This window comes from Citricoccus sp. SGAir0253 (assembly GCF_005877055.1).
Classification (GTDB): Bacteria; Actinomycetota; Actinomycetes; order Actinomycetales; family Micrococcaceae; genus Citricoccus.
The window spans coordinates 79454-99421 of record NZ_CP039426.1 but is presented as its reverse complement, the minus strand read 5'-3'; the positions used below and the strand labels follow the sequence as shown (position 1 = coordinate 99421).

Genomic DNA, 19968 nt, shown 5'->3' with positions numbered 1-19968 from the left:
CGCGGTCGCCTCTCGTCGCTGGACTGCTTCTCGGCACTGTGGCACCGAGCCGGCAGTTGCACCGCCCGGGTGTGCCCGGCCCCGGCGGCCCCCGGCAACGGGCACGCGCCCGCGGCGGCGAGCCGGCAGGGTGGTTCTCGTCGCGGGGGCCCGCAGCAGTCCGGGTGGCGGCCGGGGGCAGGGTTCGGGCGGTCATGGGATGCTCAGGCCTGTTCATCCAGCACGGTGGTGATCAGGGTGCGCAGCGTGGAGGGCTCGGCGATTCCCAGGATCCGGGCCGAGACCCGCCCCAACCGGTCCAGCACGATGGTGGTGGGCACGGCCTGCGGCGGCACGTAGTCGGTCATCGCCAGCAGCACCTGCCCGCCCCGGTCCTCCACCGAGGGGTAGGTGATGCCGAAATTGCGCTCGAACGCCTCCGCGGTGGCCACCGTGTCCCGGACGTTGACGCCCAAGAACCGCACCCCCTCGGGGGCGAACTGCTCGTGCAGGGCCTGCAGGTCCGGGGCCTCCACCCGGCACGGGGCGCACGCGGCGTACCAGAAGTTCAGCACCGCCGGATCCCCGGCCAGGTCCTCGGCGCTGATCGGCTTCCCGGAGAACAGGGTGGCGCTGAACTGCACCGGTGCCCCACGCCGGTCCGGGGCGATCTCCAGGACGGACCCGTCCCCGGCGATGTAGTTCTTGCCATCGGCATTGCCGGCCTGGGCGGCCAACGGATCCTGCGCCCCGCACGCCGCCAACAGTGGCAGCGCCGCGATACCGGTCAGCCCGGCCAGAACCTGACGGCGTGCGGGGGTGGGCAACGGCGGACGGGAGGGCATATGTCGGGAACTTCTCTCAGAGCTCGGTACAGGAACCGTGACGGGGATCGGGGTATCCCGAATTCTACCGGTTGTAGAAAACCGGGCGGAACTCAGGGTTCCATCGCCAGCGAGACTGAGCGATGACAGCCCGACGCGGCCTTCCGGTCGGCGGATTGGCGGCACGGGCGCTCAGTCTCCTCAATGGTCAAAAGTCGTGCAACGCAATTTGCGGCACCGGGAAGGCGGGGCCGAGCCGCTCGGGGTGAATGCCCGGCCCCGCAGTTCAGAGCCCGAAGGCTCCGCCGCCGACCAGGATGAACACGCCCAGGCCGATCAGCACGATCGGGAACAGGATGTGCTCCCAGCGCTCCAGCACCTCGGCGACGGGCCGGCGGGTGGCGACGAACTTGGCCAGACCCACCAGCACCGCGACCAGCGCGAGGAACACGATGCAGTAGGCCACGACCGCGCCCGGGCCGACGCTGAGGAAGACCGGGACGTAGACGCCGATATTGTCCCCGCCGTTGGCAAAGGTCACCCCGGCCACCGTCCAGGCGGCAACCTTCTTGCCCTCGATCTTGGCCTCGTCATCGTCATCGTCGCCGCCCTGGCGCCAGGCCTTCCACGCGGCCCACAGTCCCAGAGCCAGCGGGATCAGCCCGAAGTACGGGATGACCTCCGGGGGCAGGAACGCCCCCGCGCCCAGCGAGACGAGCACGGCCGCGCCCAGGATGCCGATGAATCCCAGGTACTGCCCGGCCAGGATCCGGGCGGTGGTCCCGCGCTGGCCCGCACCGCGGCCGAAGAACAGGGAGAGCACGATGATGTCGTCGATGTTCGTGACCAGGAACAGGCCGATCGCCTGCAGGACTGAGGACAGGATCACGCGACCACCCCCGGGGAGCAGCAACCGGGCACCGAGCACGCCGGGTCCAGGCACGGGGCGCTCTCGTCCACCGCCAGAGTGACCTTGATCAGGGAACTCAGCGCCCGCGCCAGGTGCGCATCGGCGAGCTCATAGCGGGCCTGACGGCCCTCGGGCACGGCGACCGCGATCCCGCAGTCCCGCAGGCAGGCCAGGTGGTTGGACACGTTCGAGCGCGTCAGCTCCAGGTCTCGGGCCAGCTCGGCAGGGCAGGCCGGGCCCTGAAGCAGGGTGAGCAGAAATCGTGACCGTGTCGGGTCGGCCATCAACCGACCCAGCCGGTTCATCACGTCCAGACGAGAATCTAATGTCAGCACTCGCTGAACCATACACTGCTCAATGAACCGTCGCGGTCAAGAAGGCCGGCCGGAGACCGCGCTGCTCCAAGCTCGATGAACGTTGCGATGCCCTCTCGAAGATTGCGGCCGACAATGAACCAGCCAGCGCCTCGACTGAGGATCACCGGCCCAGTCCTGCCACTCACCACCGGCGGCCACGGCACAGGCGAACCCCCTGCGGTTGGACGCGGCCGGCCAGAAGTGCGGCCCGAGTCCGCGACGAACTGCGTCCCGAGGGCCTCGCCCGCCGTGGCCGGGTGATCATCAACCAGAACATCGTCCTGTCGCTGCTGATCATCGCCGTGCTGCTGCCCCTGGCCATCACCGGCGTCCTGGGCCTGGCCGCCCTGGTCCTGGTGCACGAGGTCGCCGAGGTCATCGTCATCGGCAACGGCCTGCGCGCCGCCACCACCCGGCGCGTTCCCCTGCAGGCCCTGGCCGGCAGGCCCAGCCCGCCCCGTGGGATGATCACTTCCCGGCACTGAGGGACCCCCAGGGCGCGGGGCCCCGGGGCGGGCGGGGCCGGCCCCGGGTGGACGGGCCGGCCCCGGGTGGACGGGCCGGCCCGGTGGTGTCACGGTGGGGGGCAAGCACCGGAAGGGAGTCGGCATGGAAGGTTTCGCCCTCGTCCTGGCCCTGGCCGCACTGCCCGCGGCCGGGAACTTCCTCGGCGGGCTCACCGCCGAGCTGCTCACGGTCTCCGCGCGGGCCCTGTCCCTGGCCCTGCACCTGGCCGCGGGCATCGTGATGGCCGTGGTCGGGCTGGAACTGATGCCCGCGGCCCTGGCCGCCTCAGCCCCTTGGGTGCCGATCCTGGCCTTCGTCGGCGGCGGGGCCCTGTTCATGGGCCTGGAACGGGCCATCGGCTCGATCCGGCAACGCCTGGGCGCCGGGGGGGAGGCCAGCGGGCCGCTGGCGATCTTCACCGGGGTGTCCCTGGACCTGTTCAGCGACGGGGTGATGATCGGCACCGCCACCGTCCTGAATCCCGCGCTGGGCCTGCTGCTGGCCCTGGGCCAGGTCCCGGCCGACCTGCCCGAGGGCTTCGCGGCGATCGCCACCCTGCGCCGGGCCGGCATCCGCCGCCGCACCCGCCTGCTCATGGCCGCCGGCTTCGCCGTCCCCATCTTCCTCGGGGCCGCCCTGGGCTACTTCGCCCTGCGCCAGGCCCCGGAGATCCTCACCCTGGCCGTGCTGGCCCTGACCGGCGGGGCGCTGACCACCGTGGTGTTCGAGGAGATGATCACCGAAGCCCACGAAGGCCCGGCCAGCGTGTGGGAACCGATCGCCCTCACCGGCGGCTTCGCCCTGTTCGCGGCGATCTCCGCCTACACCGGCCCCTAGGACCAGCACCGCGGCGCTCCGACCGGCCGCGGGCGGCGGCCCCGGCGCCCGGGCGCCCGGGCGCCCGGAGGGTCGGTGCCACCTCGGCGACCGGTGGGCACTCCTGCCGCCGCCAAAGTTCGTGTAGCTTAACTTTGCATGCGGATGCCTTCGAGGACGATGACCGGGACCGGGACGGGCGCGGACGCGGCGGCCGGGAAACGCTGGGTGCGCCGGCAGCCGGTGCCCTGGCTGCTGGGTCCGGCCTTCGTGGCGGCGGTGGCCTACGTGGACCCGGGCAACGTGGCGGCCAACCTCACCGCCGGGGCGCAGTACGGGTACCTGCTGGTGTGGGTGCTGGTGGCCGCGAACCTGATGGCCGTGCTGGTGCAGTACCTCTCGGCCAAGCTCGGGCTGGTCACCGGGTCCTCCCTGCCGGAGCTGCTGGGCAAGCGCCTGCCGCGGGGCCGGCGGCTGGCCTACTGGGTGCAGGCCGAACTGGTGGCCGCCGCCACCGACCTGGCCGAGGTCCTGGGCGGGGCGATCGCCCTGCACATCCTCTTCGGGATCCCCCTGCTGGCCGGCGGGCTGATCATCGGGTTCGTCTCGATGCTGCTGCTGGGTATCCAGTCCCGGCACGGGCAGCGGCCCTTCGAGTTCGTGGTGATCGGCCTGCTGGTGATCGTCACCGTCGGCTTCGTCACCGGACTGTTCTTCGGCCCGGTCTCCTGGGATGCGGCGGTGGCCGGGATCGTGCCGCGCTTCGAGGGCACCGCGACGGTGCTGCTGGCCGCGAGCATGCTCGGGGCCACCGTGATGCCGCACGCCATCTACGCCCATTCCTCCCTGGCCCGGGACCGCCACGGCAGCCCGCCGCCAACGGCGGCGTTGCCGCGGCTGCTCACCGCGACCCGCTGGGACGTGGTGCTGTCCCTGGTGGTGGCCGGGTCGGTGAACATCGCCATGCTGCTGCTGGCCGCCGGCAACCTGGCCGGGGTGCCCGGCACCGACAGCATCGAGGGGGCCCACGCGGCGATCACCACCGCCCTGGGCCCGGTGGTCGGCATCGCCTTCGGCCTGGGACTGCTGGCCTCCGGGCTGGCCTCGACCTCGGTGGGCTGCTACGCCGGCTCGACCATCATGGCCGGGCTGCTGCACCGGCGCATCCCGCAGGTGACCCGGCGGGCCGTGACCCTGATCCCGGCGCTGGTGATCATCGCCGCCGGGGTGGAGCCGACCTGGGCACTGGTGCTCTCCCAGGTGGTGTTGAGCCTGGGCATCCCCTTCGCCCTGATCCCCCTCGTGGCCCTGAGCGGCAACCGCACCCTGATGGGGCCCTTCGCCAACACCCGGCCGCTGAGGGTGGCGGCCTGGGTGGTGGTGGGCCTGATCGTGGCGCTGAACCTGGCCCTGATCGGGCTGATGGCCACCGGACAGGGCTGAGGATCCCCAGGCAGGGCTGAGGACCGGGGCGTTCGGTAGCGTAACCGGCATGGACCCGAGCGAGCTCACCCCGGTGGCCCAGGACTACCTCAAGGTCATCTGGTCGGCCACCGAATGGGGGGACCCTCCCATCACCACCAAGGCCCTGGCCGAGCGGATGGGCACCAGCGCCCCGAACGTCACCGACACCGTCAAGCGCCTGGCCGCCCAGGGGCTGGTGGAGCACCGCCCGTACAAACCGGTCACCCTCACCGCGGCCGGACGCGACTACGCCGTGGCCATGGTCCGCCGCCACCGCCTGCTCGAAGCCTTCCTGGTCACCACCCTGGACTACTCCTGGGAGGAGGTCCACGACGAGGCCGAACGTCTCGAGCACGCCGCCTCCGACACCATGATCGAGCGCATCGACACCGCACTCGGCCACCCCGACCACGACCCGCACGGGGACCCCATCCCCACCCGGGCCGGCCACACCCACCGGCCGGCCCACACCCTGCGCCTGGCCGAGGCCGCCCCCGGTAGCTACCGCATCGTGCGGATCTCCGACGCCGACCCGGCCCACCTGAACCGCTTCGCCGGCCACGACCTACTGCCCGGCCGACCCGTGCAGGTCACCGACCGGTCCGATGGCGGGACCAGCGTCATCATCCCGGCCACCGGTCGCGCCTCGGTGGCCCTGACCCGGAGGAGGCCAACGCCATCTGGGTCACGGCCCCGGGCCTGGATGCGTCCGGGAAGCCGTGCTCCTGAGCGGTGATCCCGGAACCCTCGTGATCGGAACCCAGTAGCCATCCCGGCGAACGGGGCGGTGACCACCCCGCGGGGCGCAACGGATGGTCAGGCGTGTTGCGTGGCGGCGGACTCCTGGCCGCGCAGGGCGGCGGTCTCCAGCTGAATGGTGGCGTGGTCCAAGGACACCGGGAAGTGCTCCTTCAGGCAGGCCTGAATTTCCTGCAGGATCCGCGGGGCATGTCCGGACTGGAAGCACTGGTCCTCAACCACGACGTGGGCGGAGAGCACCGGCAGGCCGGTGCCGATCATGGAGGCGTGCAGGTCGTGCACGCCCTGCACATGCTCCAACTCCAGAAGGTGCGCCCGGACCTCCTCCAGATCCACACCCGGAGGGGTGAACTCCATCAGCACACGCAGGGTTTGCCGCAACAACAGGACCGCGCGCGGGACGATCAACGCGGCGATGAACAGGGCAGCGATCGTATCGGCCCGCTGGAAACCGGTGGTGGTGATAACGATCGCCGCGACGATCACCCCCACTGAGCCCAGCGCGTCATTGAGCACCTCGAGGAACGCCGCGCGCATGTTGAAGTTCGCCCCCCGGCGCGAGGCCAGCACGACGATGGCCGCGACGTTGGCGACCAGCCCGATCACCCCGAAGACCAGCAGCTCACCGGCCGGCACGACCGGGGGCTCGAAGAGCCGACGCGCCCCCTCGACCGCCGCATACGTGCCGACCACCAGCAGCAGCACCGCTTGCCCCAGGGCGGCAATGACCTCGATCCGGGCAAATCCCCAGGTGCGCGTGCTGCTGGGCGGACGCAGCATCATGGTGGCCGCGACCAGGGCCACGGCCAAGCCGGAAGCATCGGCCAGCGCGTGGGCGGTATCGGTCAGCAATGCCAGGCTGCCGGTGAGCACACTGCCCACCGCCTGCGCCAGGACGATGACCGCGGTCAGACCGAAGGCGATGGCCAACCGCGTGCGCATCCCCCGATCCGGTCGCCCCGGGACGTGACCGTGACCGTGCCCCTGCCCGTGGTGGTGTCCGGCGCCCATCAGCCCTCCTCCGTGAACAGCGCATCGTGGTCATGGTGGTCCCGCAGCGACAGCGACACCCCCGAGGCACCCAACAGCTCCTGCGCGCTGTCGAGCAGGCCCGCCAACCGGGGAGGATCGGCCAGGGCAAACCACGAGGACCGCCCCTCGGCACGTACCGTGACCAGGCCACAGTCCCGCAGGCAGGCCAGATGCTTGCTCACCGTCGACTGAGCCAGATGCAGGTGATCCACCAGATCACGGACCCGGTGTTCACCGGCGGCCAGATGCTCCAGCAGGGAGAGCCGCGTCGGCTCGGCCAAGGCGTGGAACAATGCCGCGTAGACGCCGCGGTCCTCCAGCCCCGAGGACTCACCAGGTAGATTTGGAATCGTCATGCGGCGATAATAGCACTATATAACGATTATTGCGGCTTGCCCGAGGCATGCCCGAGCCGCCGGGCCGGCCTTCGCATCGCATTCCGCTCGAAGGACCCACGCCCGCGGGCCGACTGGCCGCGGACCTGCGGACCGATTTCCCTCGGCACGACTGGGCTGTCCCTGCGAACTGCAGTACCTGCGCACCATGGTGGAGGCGTGGGGGAGCGGAGCAATGCCACAGGTACGCCGCGGCCGCGGTGCAGCACGGCTGGTCGCGGAACGTGCTGGCGACCATGATCACCGGCCAAGCGATGAAACGCACCAGCCCGGCCCCGCCGAACGTCGCCGCCCTGCTGCCAACCCCGGGCTCGGAGCTGGCCCGCAGGCCGCCAAGGACCCGCGTAACATCGAGCTCCTCAGACTCACCGGGCGGGTCTCCGATCGGAGCCGCATCCACCAGGACATCCTCGAGGCGAGGAACAATGCCGGGCAAGAGTAGTCAGGAAGTCGACCAACTGGACACAGAGTCCTCTGAGTTGACGTAACGTTCGTTATCGGCGTTGATTACCTGTTGCTCAGATGTGGATTTAGGGTTGCTCTGCCATGCCACATCTGGCATTGTCAAGACATGGAATCTGCCACGCGAGACAGGGTCTTCCGCGACACCACGCGGATGAACATCCACGACCTGGTCCGGGAACTGAACGCCAATGTCGGCGCTACGGTGGTCCAGACCATGGCAGGAAGCAAAGATCGCACCTCACCGCACAAGTGGGCCAAACCGGACGGCCCGGAACCCAGGCCGGAAGTGGAAGCGAGACTGCGGCTGGGCTACCGGGTATGGAAAACCCTGGAAATGACTGAAGGCAGAAACGTGGCCCTGGCGTGGCTGCTGGGCGCCAACCCACAACTGGAGGAGAACCTCCCGGTCTTGTACATCCAGCAGCAGCGCACCCGCGAAGTCCTCGGCGCGGCCGAAGCGTTCGTGAACGACGTCCACGCCGCGTGACCGAAAGGACCTGCACCACAACCGGCCTCCACCTCGTCGCAGCCGGCGGGCAAACGGCCTACCGGGTCGCCAAGGACCGGTACGGGGCGCTATCCGCCCGGCGGAACGAGCACGTGGGACCGCCGCCGGTCGGTTCCGACCCGGGCGCCGGCGACTCCCGCGGCCGATACGACACCATCGGCTCCACCCTCTACCTGGCCGACTCCCGCCGGTGCGCATACGCAGAAGTCCTGAACGGGTTCCGGGCCGAACGCGCCCAGATCGCCCGCACCGCCCAATCCATCGGGATGGCCGTAGACGAATACATCGAGACGGTCAGCGCGGAGGCCAGGGCCAATGGCGTCGACGTGCCGTGGTCGGTCTCCGTGGATTGGCAACTGGAGCGCTCGATCTATGAGATCCGCTTGCCCCGCCAGGGCTGGTGGGTTCGGATCGACCACCCGGACACGCTCAACGCTCTGGAAAACCTGGCCTCCGCAACGGCCGGCGCCATGGGTGAGGTCACCATGCTCACCGCCACCGAGGTCACCGGCCCCAACCGCGATCTGACCACGCTACTGGCCCATGTCATCAGACAGCAGATGCTCGACGACGGTCACGAGCCGTTGGGCATCGTCTATCCATCACGGACCCTGACCGGGACCTGCTGGGCCTACTGGGACCGCCGGGCCGACGAGAACCTGCCGCCAGGGCGCAACGACCTCCTGCAAGTGACCTCTCAGAACGTCGGCCCTGACCCGGCCTTCGCCGACACAGCACAGTATTACCGACTCCCCATCCTGGGGGCGCGCTAGGCTCGCCCGACCATACCTCCGTCTGCGAAACCGTATGCCTCCACAGCCGACGACGGACACACCTCAGGGCGTGCTCATCGATCCAGTCCAGAGCGCTGCACCGTGGGGCCGCGCCCGGCTGCCTTACGCACCTTGGGTGCCGTGGTCTTTCCGGTTGCGGTGACGGCCTCGGTGGCCGGTCTGCCCTGACTGACGTCGGCGCGCAACCGGGTGGCCACCACTTCGCTGTCGATACCCCGGGCTTCGAGTTCGCGGGCGGTGCCCTCGCGCCGCTCGGAGCTGTCGTACATCGTGGCCCCGTCCGCGCTGGCCTGCACGGCGTGAGCTTCACTCTGCTCGGATACCGCGGCCGCGCGGATGCGCTCATCCGGGTCCGGCTCGTACTCGGCCGCACGGGCCTGGTCGGCGCGGCGATCCTCGTGGTCGGCCTGTGCCATCAACAGCTGTGCCTCGGTATTCTCCTGTTGCGCACGGCCCTGTTCGGTCGCGGCGTCGGCACGGTCCCGCTCGGCGCGCTCCAGCTCCACCTGCACGGCTTGGCCCACGGCTTCTGGGTCCGCTCCCGTGTTGTCCACGTCGATGCCGTAGCGGGTGCGGACCTCGTCGCGGATGCGGTGCTCGGCACGCACGGCCTCGGGGTCCTCGGCCGCCCAGGCGCAGGCGACCTGATAGCTGCGCCCGATCTGCTCGGGGGTGGCGTTGTCCCACCACTCCTTCCGGTGAACGGCACCCAGTTCGGTTCGAGCTGCCTGCCGTTCGGCCGCGAGCCGGGACGCCAGCTCGCGCGCTTCCTGCTCGCTGGTGGCCTGGGCCCGGCGCTGGGACTCTTCCAGGGCGCGGGCCATCCGTTCCCCGATCTGTCCGGCGGCGGTGATAGCCACCCGCAGCTGGCCCTCGAAGACCTCATCGATTCCGTCGTTTTCCTCGGCCATGATTGGTCCCCTCCTCTTATCGTTCCGGGCCGCGCTCTGCGCCCGGGGTCGTCGCCTGCCTGGTCTCAACTGGTTTGGGTCCGAGTGTGTTCGGCACTGGAGAGGCCGCCTCGGTGGCCGATCGCCCGTGGCCGGCATTCAGGCGGTCCAGCATCGCCTGAACCTCCGGGTCCAGCGTGGCCTCGGGCCGTTCCAGCGTGGCCGTGGCCGCACCGGGTGCTGCCACGGCCTGCCCGCCCTCGAGGGGCCGGGGCAGGCCCTCACGGACGCGCACGAGCCGGGCGCGGGTGTCCTCGGCCAGCAGCCGCGCCTGGCGTTCCTGCTGGCCGGCCGCGGCCGCCTCGTGGACGGCCTGGGTCAGCCGCAGTAGTTGGCGCACCATGGCCGCCTGCGCCACGGCTCCCTGGCCGGAGCGGGCCGCACTGGCCAGCAGCATGGCCGCCCCGGAGATGGCGACCGTGCCGGCCTGCTGGGGGCGCACCGTGCGCTGGTACGTCTGCGCGGATCGGGACAGGGCCTCGGAGGCCGCGGCCAGGTCCCCGGGGGTGTCCTCGATGGCGTTCGACCACGCCGCCAGGGCCCCGGCGGTCTGCCGTGCGACCGTCGCCCAAGTGTCCCGGTCATCGACCGGAACCGAGCGCAGCTTCTCCACCAGTTCCGCCAGCTCGGCGTTGCGCGCCTGCCACAGTTGCGGGTCCGGTTCGTGGGCTTCCCGGCCCGGGGCAACGATGCGCCGACCGCGCTTGGCGGCGGTCCATTCGGCGGCCGCCTCGGTGGCCCCGGTCGGGGTGTCGGGCCAGCCGTCGCGCAGCCGCGGCAACGTCAGATCGCGCCCCAGGTGGCCCCCGCCGTACCAGATGGGACGCTCCCCGGCCTGGGGGCGTTCGGCCACCGAGTAGCCGGTGACCACATCGGTGCGCCCGTCGGCAAAGCGTGGCCGGACCAGCAGTCCGGACCGGCGCATCCGGCGCACGAACTCGGCCTCCGATTCACTGGCCGTCGAAGCGGCCCGCACCTTCAAGGCCAGCAGATACCGCGGCTGATCGGTGCGCAGCTCGGCGGCCACCTTGCCCTGCCGGTCAGCACGGTCCAGCTGCTCCCAGGCCGGCGCTGTACCGCCTGCCGTGGACCGGTCGCGTTCGTACTTCGCCTTCGCGCGGGCGCGGGCTTGGGCCTGGCGTTCGGCCGGGTCGTAGCCACGCGTGGCCCGCTCGGCAGTGACGGACTCCAGCCGCTCCAGACCGTGCTCGACTTCCAGCGCGCGGGCGGCCGCCTGGGCACGAGGGTGGTCGTTGTAGATGGACGCCTTGGTGCCGTCCTCCCGAACCAGGTTCACCGCTAGGTGGATGTGGTCGTTGCCGTTCTTGGACAGTCCGTGACGGACCGCCACCCACCGGCACGGGGCCTTGGTTCCCTCGTGGTCATCGAAGCCCATGGCGGCCACGAAATCGTTGGCGATTCCGTTCCACTGCTCGTCCGTCAGCTGCCCCTCGTCGGCACGCAAGGACAGCGAACAATGCCAGACGTGGCCGCCCTTGACCTCGACCTCAAAGGCCGTGCGCGGCTTGTCCAAGTGACGGGCAATCGCGATCGCCGAGTCGTGCCCCAACTCGGCGTCGTCGTGCCACGCCATCAATGCCGGGTCCCCTGCGACCAGATGCGGATCCGTGTGCTCGTTCGCCCGGCCCGGACCGACCAAATAGGTCATCAGTCCGGTCATCCGATCACCGCGCACCACGTTGGGCATCATGACAAGGTCAGCCCGTCGATGGCCTCATCGATGCGCCCCGCCACCTGCCGCACCTTGGCCAGCGTCACGGACGTTTCCGCCTGCGCTTCCCCGGTGGCATTGGTGGCCCGCGCAATCTGGTTGACGTTGTTCGACACCGCCGCCAGGAGGCGGTGCAGGGCGAACAACTCCGCAATCGCTTGCTTACGTTGCGTGGGAGTCTCCGAGGACTCCGAGGCCAACGCCGACTCGACCAACAACCGCGGAATGGTGACCTGCTGCTCGGCCGCCAACCTGACCAGCACGGCCTCTTCCTCCGGTGACACCTTCACCTTGTGCTGATGCTGCCGACCGCCCTCCACATTGGCACGGCGACGACGGCCAAACAGGGGCCGTCCAGGCGTCTGCTCACTCACGGACGCTCCCCTCCCTCTCGGCCCAGCGCAGCGACCCCGCCCCGCGCGGGGACCACACGCTCAGTGTGCCCCACCCGCGACCGGAATGTCGAGGGGACGAGCCACTTAGGGGACCTAAGTGCATAGCTTGCTCCGGCGCAGCCGGTCACCGCTACCGTGCTGGAGGAGCGCGCTTCGCACGCCTGACTGGCTGAACGCGAGCGTTCCTTTCGGCCACTGAGGGTACTGGCCCGGCAGAACCCGGCAAGTCTCCGGGCCCGGCTTTCGCGGCATATCCTCACTCGCTCGTTCCTCGCTCGCTCCGGTATTCCACGACCGGCCCCTCCAACTTGCCTGAACCTGCCGACCCGAGTGTTTCGGTCTTCGCCGAAAAGAACGGCAGCGAGAGAAAGGCAAACCCCATGGAGACTCGGATGATCACCCCCCAGGACGTCGTGGCACGCTGGGGCATCAGCGCCGAGGCGCTGCACGACCTCAGGATCAGCGGCGCGGGTCCGGAGTGCTACGTCTTACCCGGCACCAGCACTCCGCGCTACCTGCTGCACGAAGTCGACGACTACTTCCTGCACCGCGACCCCGACCGCCGCTCCCAACCGCCGGCCTTTCTGGTCGATTCGTCCACGTCAGAGCTGTTAATCGTCTGAGCCGACCGATAGGTTGAGTACATGGCTACCGTGACCTCAGAACAGATCCTCGAAGAAGCACGCAAGCTCACCGAGAAGCGCATGCACTCGGTGAAGAAGATTGCCGACGCCATCAGCGCCCGCGTCGAGGCGGAAGAGACCCTCCGCAAGGCGCAGCTGGCCGAAAAGAAGGCCTTCACTGATGCCGAGAAGAACGGCTGGACGAAGGCCGAACTGAACAAGCTCCGCCCCGCGAAGCGACGCAGGAGCGCCACCACGGGAACACCCTCCGATGCCCAATCTTCCGATTCCGCGAACAGCACTACTGACCACGGTTAATTCAAAGCGAGGTGACGATATGTACGGACGTACTGAGCTGGAGTGGGAGCAACTGCGCGAGGCTGCCGAAGCCTTCCTTGTCGCCAAGGCACGTGAGCGGGGCATGACAACTTACACAGAGCTAAATCGAGAGCTGACCTCAGCGACGGGATTGCCCGGCTTCAACTACGCCCAGGAGTCGGAACGGGCGGCAGTCGGTCATTTACTCGGAGAGATCTCCCGTCGGAGTCATGCTGAGCACGGGGTCATGCTTTCTGCTCTGGTCACACACCAAGGCTCGAATAATGAGGGCGCTGGTTTCTACAAGCTCGCGGCCGCTTTGGGGGAAATGCCGGCCAAGCCCAACGCCGCGCAAAAGGACAAGGCATTCGTTCGCTTAGTCAATGCGGTCCATGACCACTACTCCCGCGTCCCTAGTAGGCGATGACGCTCCAGAGCAGTTCTCGACAAGCCCCCGCCTGCCTCACGGCTTCCGCTTTTGATTTGGGCCTTTGTAGCGACAAGCATGGTGGTCATGGACATTAATGACACGAGTCAGGTCGTAGAGCTTCTGGAAGACGCCTTGGACGGTGAGGCTTGGCGTGTGGAGACGTTCATCGTGCATCGAGAGAGTCCCACCCATGGCCATCAGGACGTCGAGGTGACCATCCTCGACCGTGGCTCACTCTTGTCACCGCGGTACCACGTCTCTGCCACCACGCCGGCAGGCCAAAGTTGCACAGGAAACTCAGGTGACGACCTTTCGGCCGTCATCCGGACGGTCCACTGGTACCAACTTGATCGGTAGTTCCTCAGGCATCCGGCAGAACTCTTGACGGTCCGGAAACCCCCGCGTTGCAGTCAGCTCCGGTCGATCCCTCCGGCTCGGTCGGCACCACGAACAGGGACCCGCGAAAGGCCCGTGGTTGCAGCCGAGACTGCCGCCCGGGCCGCCGTGGGCAGGGAAGGAAAAGCGGCGCCCCGCAGCTTCTGCAGCGCTTCTAGTTCCGGGTCCAAGGCGGGCTGCACCTCGTCATGCCCGGCCATTTGCTGGTTGATGCGCTCCACGTTCCGGCGTGCATCTGCGAGGGCTGCTTCGTGCTTGAAGGGCTGGCCCAGGGCAGCCGCCGCGTCCCGGTACTCCTGGCGGGCTTCCTCGATGCGCTGTTCGTGTTTCACCACTGCCTCGGGAAGGCGCCGGACCTGGTTCTCCAGGCGTTGGATCAGCCCAACGCTCGGGTTCCGGGCGGCCTCCCGGGCGACCTCCACATAGATCCCCGGGGCGTCGTCGATGCGGAACTCCACCGGTGAGGAGGACAGGTCCGAAGGATTCGCCTGGCCTTCCACCACCCGCACCTGGTGGCCGGCGATGATCCCCGCCACTCCTACTTCCCGGTCCCCACTGAAGGGCGGCCGGAAAGACGTGTTCTCCTGCATCCACGCGCCCAGGGCGGCAGCCGCCTCGGTGCGCTTGTCGTAGCGCTGTCCGGCGATGGTCATCGTGAAGGCTTCACCGCTAAGGTCGCCGGTGGTGCGCGCGGCCGCGGCCTGCAATCGGGGCAAACTCTCGACCAGGGCCCGACCCTTCTTCTCGGCCCGGTCCTTGCGATGCACCAGCGAAGACTGGTTGCGATGCCAGGCACGGCTGAGCCGTTCCAGCCGAGACAGCTCCTGATCCGCTTTGGACTTCTCCAGGATCAACGGGTTGCCACTGGAGATGGCCTTGACCTCAGCGAAGGACAGCGTGTTCTCCCCGACGTCCTCAATCTCCCGGACGTCGAGCTTGCCACGCATGACCTGATCGATGAACCGGGACTTGCGTTCCAGCGTCTGCCACATGAAGGTGTCGAACGACCCCTTGGTGACTACCTGCGAGATGGCCACCTCCGGGTTCTGATTCCCCTGCCGGATGATGCGCCCGTGCCGCTGGGAGACATCGGCGGGCCGCCAGGGGGCGTCCATGTCCACCAGATGCACGGCCCGAGCCTGGATGTTGGTGCCCACGCCCATCTTCTGCGTCGAACCGACCAGCACGGCGACGTCCCCGCTGCGACAGGCCGCGAACAGCCGGCCCTTCTCGGCATCGTTCTTCGCCTCGTGCATGAAGCGAACCTTCTCCCCCGGCACGCCCCGGGCGATCAGGTCGGCCTTGAGCTGGTCGTAGACGTTCCAGTTTTCCGAGGGGGTGCCCAGGTCGCAGAACACGATCTGCAGGGCTCCGGGCGTCCCGTGCGCCTCCCCGGTGGCCGGGTCGGTGTAGATCCGGTCCTTGTTCTCCTCGTACACCCCCGCGATGAGGTCCGCGGCGGCACTGACCTTGGTCTGCCCATCGAGGACCTCGAGCTCGGGGTCGACGAGCCGCATGTCCAGGGCCGCCTTGCGACCATCGGAAGAGATCTTGAGCATGTTGTCCTCGGTCGGGTCCACCAGACGCTGCTGGACCGCTTCGGCCCGTTCCCCGATGTCCCGGATGTACTCCTCCAGTTCGCCGCTGGGCTCGACGGTGACCATCCGCGGGGCCCGTTTGCCGTCCTCGCGTTCTGCCAGGGCAGGCACGGGCAGCTTCAGGTCCTCGGCGGTCTTGACGTCGGCGAAGGTGTGGAACATCTTCAGCAGCTCGGGGACGTTCTGGAACTTGGCGAAGCGTTCCTTCATCTTGAACTTGTCCCCGCCGGCCACCGACATCTCCATTTCGGAGACCACTTCCCCGAACGTGGCCGCCCAGGTGTCGAAGTCGGTGATGCCGGCTTCGGCCAGCAGGTCCGGACGCAGGTAGCGCTGCATCACGTACATCTCGGTGACGCTGTTGGCGATGGGTGTGGCCGTTGCCCCGGTGATCACCCGATCCCCGTGCTGGTGCCGTAGGTACTCGACCTTGGCGTGCAGATCCCCGGCGCGCTTGGAGCCGTCGATGGCCGCATCGGCGATGTTCGAGGGGTGTCGAGGTTCTTGAAGTCGTGCAACTCGTCCACGATCAGGTAGTCGATGCCGGTCTGCTCGAAGGTGATGCCCGGGTCCACGGGACGCTCGCGCATCTCCTTCAACTTCTCCTCGCGCGCCTGCAGGCGGGCTTCCATCTTCTTGATGGTCAGCGACGGTTGCCCCAGTTCGGCGGCCCGCGCCCCGGCCGCGGCCAACTCCTGGCGCATCCGGTCGTTCTCGCGGTCGAGGTAGGCCTGCTCGGACGCCGGGGAGAGCTTGATCCGCTCGAAGGCCGTGCGGGTCATGATCACCGCGTCCCAGTCGTTCGCGGCCGCCCGGGCCACAAACTCCCGCCTCTTGTCCCCCTGCAGATCAGCCGAGGACGCGGCCAGGATCTGCGCCTGGGGATAGAGCTGGAGCCACTCCCTCGAAAATTGGTCCAGCATGTGGTTGGGCACCACCACCGCCGGCTTGGTGGTCATGCCCAGCCGGCGCAATTCCATCGCTCCCATCACCATTTCGGCCGTCTTTCCCGCACCGACCTCGTGGAACAACCCCACGGAGGGCTCGCTCACCATGCGCGCCACCGCGGCCCGCTGGTGGGGTCGCGGGGAGAACGTCCGTACCAGCCCCGGCAGGGTCAGCCGCTCCCCTCGACGCTGTAATCGCGCAGCACCAGGGAGTTGAACCGCCTGTTGTACTCATCCGTCAGGGCCACGGTGCGCTCCGGGTCCTCCCACACCCACTCGCGGAACCGGTCCTTGATCAGGTGTGCCTTCTCCTGCGCGGCAGTGGTCTCCGTCGGGTTCAGAATGCGCCGGTTGCTCTCCGGGTGATCCGGGTCGGGATCGGTGACCTGGACCCGGCGCTGCTCCAGCAGAGCCTTGAAGATGTCCGGCGCCGGCATCCGGTCGGTGCCCCAGTCGTTGCGGGCCTGAAAGGAATGCCGACTGGCCTTAACCTCCCAATTCGCTCCCGCTGCCCGGTCGACGTGGGCGCGCGGGTCGCGGATCAGCTCGCCCAGGAACTCGGCATGGATCTCCGGAGAGATCCACACCGAGCCGATCTTCGCCTCAATCTCGTCCGCGCCCAGCGGGCGCGGCAGCACTTGCTGCAAGGCAGCGACGTTGCGCTGATAGGACGGGTCCTCCGCGGCCGCCTCGGTGGCGGCGTCGAGTTTCTGGCGGATGTTGCCGCTGAGGTACTCGGCGCGGGTCTCCAGCACCCCCGGTTCGCCCGGCACGTCGTAGACCAAATCGCCCAAAGCCGTTCGGGCCTCGTCCGGGTCGGTGCCCAGCAGCAGAGCAATCTCTTCCAGGTCGACCTCACCGGTGGTGTCCAGGGTGACGGCCAACGCTTCCGCGGGGGTGTCCACGCCGCGCACCGGCTTGCGGGGCTGGACCTGCCGCTCGGTGAGCAGGGCCGCCGGGGTGGCACTCTGCGTGCCCTCGTCGAAGTGTTCCAGGGCCGGCACCAACGGCCCGTAGGGGTCCTTGCGCAGCAAAGCCATGACCCGCGGTTGGGTGCGGGCCATGATGTCCTGGCCAGCCTCATCGGTGCGGCCGGTGCGGCGTTCGCTGAACCGGTTGATCGGCCCGTACCGCTCGACGTATCCGGCATAGTCCGCGGCCAGCTGGGCGCGGGCGGTGGCCAGTTCCTCGGTGTCCTCGACGCTGGCCGCTTCCAGGGTCAGCACGGTGCGCGCCCCGTCGCGCAGGCCCAGCAGGGCGCGTAGCTCCGCTTGCTGGGTGCGGGGAACCTCCAAGGGCTCCACGGCACCGTCGAGGTTGACCTGGGTGAAGGTTCCATCGGGGGCAGCACTGATGTGCCCAACCTGTTCGGCGGCCGGGGTCTGCGGCACCCGGGCGACCGCCTGTTCCTCCACGGTGCGCGGGTCCGCGCCCATCCCCCGGCCGGCGGCCACGGCGGTGGCAGTGATGTCCTGCAGCTGCGTGCGCAGCTGTGCGGGCACCGCCTGCAGGTCCTCGGCTCGCACCGTCACGGTCGCCTCCGAGTACATGCCGTGGCCGACCTCGATGGTTCCCAGCACCCGTTCCGGGTGCTGGGTGAAGTAGGTATTGATGCGCACCTCGTTCCCGGCAGCGGCGCCCAGGGGGCGGGATTCCAGCCAGGACCGGTCTCCCGGCTCCTCCTCGGGCAGGCGGCGGCGAAAGAGCAGCACGTCGGTCAGCGCCTCGGTGCCGGCCGTTCGCCGGTGGGCACCGTTGGGCAGGCGGACCGCGCCGAGCAGGTCGGCGGTGTCGAAGATTTCTCGGCGGGCGGCCGGGTTCTGCGCGTCCATGGTGAAGGCCGTGGAAATGACCGCCACGACTCCCCCGGGCCGGGTCAGCGCGAGAGATTTGATGATGAAGTGGTTGTGCATCGAATGCCGCCCCTGGTTATGGGTCGGGTCGTGCAAGGTGGTGCGGGCGAAGGGCACGTTGCCCACGGTGGCGTCGAACTGCCCACCGGCGAACCGGGAGTCAGCGAAGGACTCCGCGCGGATCGTGGCCTGCGGGTAGAGGGCCTGGGAGATTCCCGCGCTCACGGGGTCCAGCTCGACACCGGTCATGGTGGCCCCCTCCGGGGCCAGGCCGATGAACGTCCCAGCACCGGAACCTGGTTCCAAGACCTGCCCACCCTCGAAACCGAGCCCTTGGAGGGCCTGCCAGATTTCGGCGGCGATGGCCGGGTCGGTGTAGTGGGCGTTGATGACCGTTCGGCTGGCTGCCCGGTACTCGTCATCGCTCAGCAGCCCGCGCAACTGGTCGCGGTCCGCAGCAAATTCGGAGCGGTTCTCGTCGAAGACCTCGGCCAGCCCAGCAGCACCCCAGCCGCCCCACCGTGCCAGGGTCTCGCGCTCAGCAGTGGTGGCGGCCCGGCCGGTCTCCTGGAGCTCGCGCAGCGTGCGCAGGGCCTCCAGGTTGGCCTGGAACCGCGCCCGCGCCCCCGAGGGAGCCTGGCCCACCGGCTGCGCGTCGGCCGGCTGCGGCGGCGCCCCGGCGTCGCCTACTGGTTCAGGTCGCGCTCCATTTCCTGACGGTTCAGCTCCTCCATCGCCTCCCGGTGCAGCACCTTCAACTCCTTCATGGCCTCCAGATGGACGGACATCAGGCTCGGCTCGTCCTCGCTCTCGTCCTCGTTCTGGTCCGAGCCCGTCAGATCCTCGGCCTGCGGCGTCAGCATCTCGGCGCGGACGATTTCCTCGGCCTGCATCCGCGCCGCGTTCAACCGGCCGACCTTCTCCAGGTACGTCTCCCCGGTCGGGTCCGGTCCGGCGATCTGCACCGTCAGCTCCCCCACGCTGCTCTCCGCTTCGTCCCCAGCGTCGTGAACCACGCCTCCGGGTCCGGGATCAGGGCGTACTGGGCTGGAGCCAGGGCCTTCCACGTGTCCTGCGCGAACTTGCCGTACTTGTTCATGGCGAACCTCCTCGGGCTCGGGAAAGAGGAAATCATCGAGGGATACCTGGCCGTCGATCTGGTGTCGTTTGCGCGCTCGGACCATCAAGGGGCTCCCGGGGTGAGGAATCAGGGTTTTCCTCAGCGTATCCAGCCCCGGAGAGCCCATCCTGGCGCAGGGCCCGAATCACCGTTGAGCGGCTGACCTTGAACTTTGCAGCGATCCGGTCCAGCGACCACGCCTCCGCTTCTCGGAGTCGTCGTGCTTCACGCACATCATGAGGTTGCAGGCGAGGAGGTCGACCGCCCTTGCCGGTCGCCGCCGCAAGGCCAGCCATGGTGCGTTCACGGATGAGCTCACGCTCCATCTCAGCCACCGAGGCGACGATGTTGAACATCAGCCGGCCCTGAGGCGTCGTGGTGTCGATGCCCTCCGATAGGGATCGGAAAGCCACCCCACGGTCTTTGAGAGAGTCCAGCAACTCCACTAGACCACGGACGGTCCGCCCCAGCCGGTCGAGCTTGGTCACCACCAAGGTGTTCCCCGGCTGCAAGGCGCGCAGGCACGCCTCCAGCTGCGGACGGGCCATCGTCGCCCCGGACTTCCCCTGGTCCGCATACACGTCGTAACAGCCAGCAGCCACAAGCTGTTGCCGCTGACTCTTCAAGCTCTGCTCCGCGGTGGGGACCCTGGCATAGCCCAGCGAGACTCCCTGAGGAACCAATATCGGCTCCTCCGCATTTTGCAGCCGTTCCGGCCTGTCCATGCCCTCCCCCAGTGGGTCAAAACCCGTCGCGAGTACCTGTGGCGAGCATACATGTTTCGTACTTGGTTTATG

22 protein-coding genes and 1 pseudogene are annotated in these 19968 nt (G+C 68.8%); 9 read left to right on the top strand and 14 right to left on the bottom strand.

Going from position 1 to position 19968, the window contains the following annotated elements:
* Nucleotides 1–203 precede the first annotated feature (203 nt).
* The 3 genes from E7744_RS15670 to E7744_RS15660 form a co-directional block, all read right to left on the bottom strand.
* Complete coding sequence (locus tag E7744_RS15670) at nucleotides 204–824, bottom strand: TlpA disulfide reductase family protein (protein WP_137775271.1); 621 nt, start codon at nucleotides 822–824, stop codon at nucleotides 204–206.
* Between the two features lie 265 nt (nucleotides 825–1089).
* Nucleotides 1090–1692 carry a cadmium resistance transporter gene (locus tag E7744_RS15665; RefSeq protein ID WP_137775270.1) on the bottom strand — a complete coding sequence of 201 codons (603 nt, stop codon included), beginning with the start codon at nucleotides 1690–1692 and terminating at the stop codon, nucleotides 1090–1092.
* Entirely contained in the window at nucleotides 1689–2048 is a 360-nt protein-coding gene (locus E7744_RS15660) for a helix-turn-helix transcriptional regulator (protein WP_137775269.1), read from the bottom strand. The genes E7744_RS15665 and E7744_RS15660 overlap by 4 nt, the downstream gene beginning before the upstream one ends.
* 239 nt (nucleotides 2049–2287) lie before the next feature.
* Between E7744_RS15660 and E7744_RS15655 the strand changes: the two are divergent.
* From E7744_RS15655 to E7744_RS15640, 4 genes and pseudogenes are all read left to right on the top strand, one after another.
* Nucleotides 2288–2554, top strand: a pseudogene (locus E7744_RS15655) (hypothetical protein); the annotation flags it as partial.
* Between the two features lie 124 nt (nucleotides 2555–2678).
* Nucleotides 2679–3413, top strand: a complete 735-nt coding sequence (locus tag E7744_RS15650) for a ZIP family metal transporter (RefSeq protein WP_137775268.1) — start codon at nucleotides 2679–2681, stop codon at nucleotides 3411–3413.
* A 159-nt stretch (nucleotides 3414–3572) separates the two neighbouring features.
* Complete coding sequence (locus E7744_RS15645; RefSeq protein WP_137775267.1) at nucleotides 3573–4835, top strand: Nramp family divalent metal transporter; 1263 nt, start codon at nucleotides 3573–3575, stop codon at nucleotides 4833–4835.
* Nucleotides 4836–4884: 49 nt separating this feature from the next.
* Nucleotides 4885–5592: a metal-dependent transcriptional regulator gene (locus E7744_RS15640; protein WP_137775266.1), complete on the top strand. Its 708-nt coding sequence runs from the start codon at nucleotides 4885–4887 to the stop codon at nucleotides 5590–5592.
* An 80-nt stretch (nucleotides 5593–5672) separates the two neighbouring features.
* Here the strand turns inward: E7744_RS15640 and E7744_RS15635 are convergent, their stop codons facing one another.
* Nucleotides 5673–6626, bottom strand: a complete 954-nt coding sequence (locus E7744_RS15635; RefSeq protein WP_137775265.1) for a cation diffusion facilitator family transporter — start codon at nucleotides 6624–6626, stop codon at nucleotides 5673–5675.
* Complete coding sequence (locus E7744_RS15630; protein WP_137775264.1) at nucleotides 6626–7003, bottom strand: helix-turn-helix transcriptional regulator; 378 nt, start codon at nucleotides 7001–7003, stop codon at nucleotides 6626–6628. The genes E7744_RS15635 and E7744_RS15630 overlap by 1 nt, the downstream gene beginning before the upstream one ends.
* A gap of 610 nt (nucleotides 7004–7613) precedes the next feature.
* Between E7744_RS15630 and E7744_RS15625 the strand changes: the two genes are divergently transcribed.
* Entirely contained in the window at nucleotides 7614–7994 is a 381-nt protein-coding gene (locus tag E7744_RS15625; RefSeq protein WP_137775263.1) for a hypothetical protein, read from the top strand.
* The gene (locus tag E7744_RS15620; RefSeq protein ID WP_168199885.1) at nucleotides 7991–8788 is read left to right on the top strand and encodes an RES domain-containing protein; all 798 of its coding nucleotides are present in this window, start codon (nucleotides 7991–7993) and stop codon (nucleotides 8786–8788) included. Before E7744_RS15625 ends, E7744_RS15620 begins: the two co-directional genes overlap by 4 nt.
* Before the next feature lie 74 nt (nucleotides 8789–8862).
* Here E7744_RS15620 and E7744_RS15615 read toward each other — a convergent pair whose 3' ends face one another.
* Genes E7744_RS15615 through mobC form a run of 3 tightly spaced genes read right to left on the bottom strand, consistent with a single transcriptional unit; the run spans nucleotide 8863 to nucleotide 11865 of the window.
* Complete coding sequence (locus E7744_RS15615) at nucleotides 8863–9720, bottom strand: hypothetical protein (protein WP_137775261.1); 858 nt, start codon at nucleotides 9718–9720, stop codon at nucleotides 8863–8865.
* Nucleotides 9721–9736: 16 nt separating this feature from the next.
* Nucleotides 9737–11470, bottom strand: a complete 1734-nt coding sequence (locus tag E7744_RS15610) for a relaxase/mobilization nuclease domain-containing protein (RefSeq protein WP_137775260.1) — start codon at nucleotides 11468–11470, stop codon at nucleotides 9737–9739.
* Nucleotides 11467–11865 (bottom strand): plasmid mobilization relaxosome protein MobC, encoded by a 399-nt coding sequence (mobC, locus tag E7744_RS15605; RefSeq protein ID WP_246858720.1) that lies wholly within the window; start codon nucleotides 11863–11865, stop codon nucleotides 11467–11469. The genes E7744_RS15610 and mobC overlap by 4 nt, the downstream gene beginning before the upstream one ends.
* Nucleotides 11866–12278: 413 nt before the next feature.
* Between mobC and E7744_RS15600 the strand changes: the two genes are divergently transcribed.
* From E7744_RS15600 to E7744_RS15590, 3 genes are read left to right on the top strand one after another with little or no spacing between them, the layout of a single operon-like run.
* Nucleotides 12279–12509, top strand: coding sequence for a hypothetical protein (locus E7744_RS15600; protein WP_137775259.1), 231 nt, complete (start codon nucleotides 12279–12281; stop codon nucleotides 12507–12509).
* Nucleotides 12510–12530: 21 nt separating this feature from the next.
* On the top strand, nucleotides 12531–12827 hold the full coding sequence (locus E7744_RS15595) for a hypothetical protein (RefSeq protein WP_137775258.1): 297 nt from the start codon (nucleotides 12531–12533) through the stop codon (nucleotides 12825–12827).
* A 19-nt stretch (nucleotides 12828–12846) separates the two neighbouring features.
* Nucleotides 12847–13254, top strand: a complete 408-nt coding sequence (locus E7744_RS15590) for a hypothetical protein (RefSeq protein WP_137775257.1) — start codon at nucleotides 12847–12849, stop codon at nucleotides 13252–13254.
* Between the two features lie 413 nt (nucleotides 13255–13667).
* On the opposite strand, the gene E7744_RS16370 is transcribed toward E7744_RS15590, so the two are convergent.
* From E7744_RS16370 to E7744_RS15575, 6 genes are all read right to left on the bottom strand, one after another.
* Nucleotides 13668–15647 (bottom strand): helicase-related protein, encoded by a 1980-nt coding sequence (locus tag E7744_RS16370; RefSeq protein ID WP_246858719.1) that lies wholly within the window; start codon nucleotides 15645–15647, stop codon nucleotides 13668–13670.
* Nucleotides 15644–16306: a hypothetical protein gene (locus tag E7744_RS16365; protein WP_246858718.1), complete on the bottom strand. Its 663-nt coding sequence runs from the start codon at nucleotides 16304–16306 to the stop codon at nucleotides 15644–15646. Before E7744_RS16365 ends, E7744_RS16370 begins: the two co-directional genes overlap by 4 nt.
* Before the next feature lie 62 nt (nucleotides 16307–16368).
* Nucleotides 16369–18696: a hypothetical protein gene (locus tag E7744_RS16360; RefSeq protein ID WP_246858717.1), complete on the bottom strand. Its 2328-nt coding sequence runs from the start codon at nucleotides 18694–18696 to the stop codon at nucleotides 16369–16371.
* Between the two features lie 41 nt (nucleotides 18697–18737).
* Nucleotides 18738–19031, bottom strand: coding sequence for a hypothetical protein (locus tag E7744_RS15580; RefSeq protein ID WP_246858716.1), 294 nt, complete (start codon nucleotides 19029–19031; stop codon nucleotides 18738–18740).
* Entirely contained in the window at nucleotides 19019–19150 is a 132-nt protein-coding gene (locus E7744_RS16430) for a hypothetical protein (RefSeq protein ID WP_256376046.1), read from the bottom strand. Before E7744_RS16430 ends, E7744_RS15580 begins: the two co-directional genes overlap by 13 nt.
* Before the next feature lie 32 nt (nucleotides 19151–19182).
* A complete protein-coding gene (locus E7744_RS15575; protein ID WP_137775256.1) occupies nucleotides 19183–19896 on the bottom strand; it encodes a recombinase family protein in 714 nt (237 codons plus the stop codon).
* Between the last annotated feature and the right edge of the window lie 72 nt (nucleotides 19897–19968).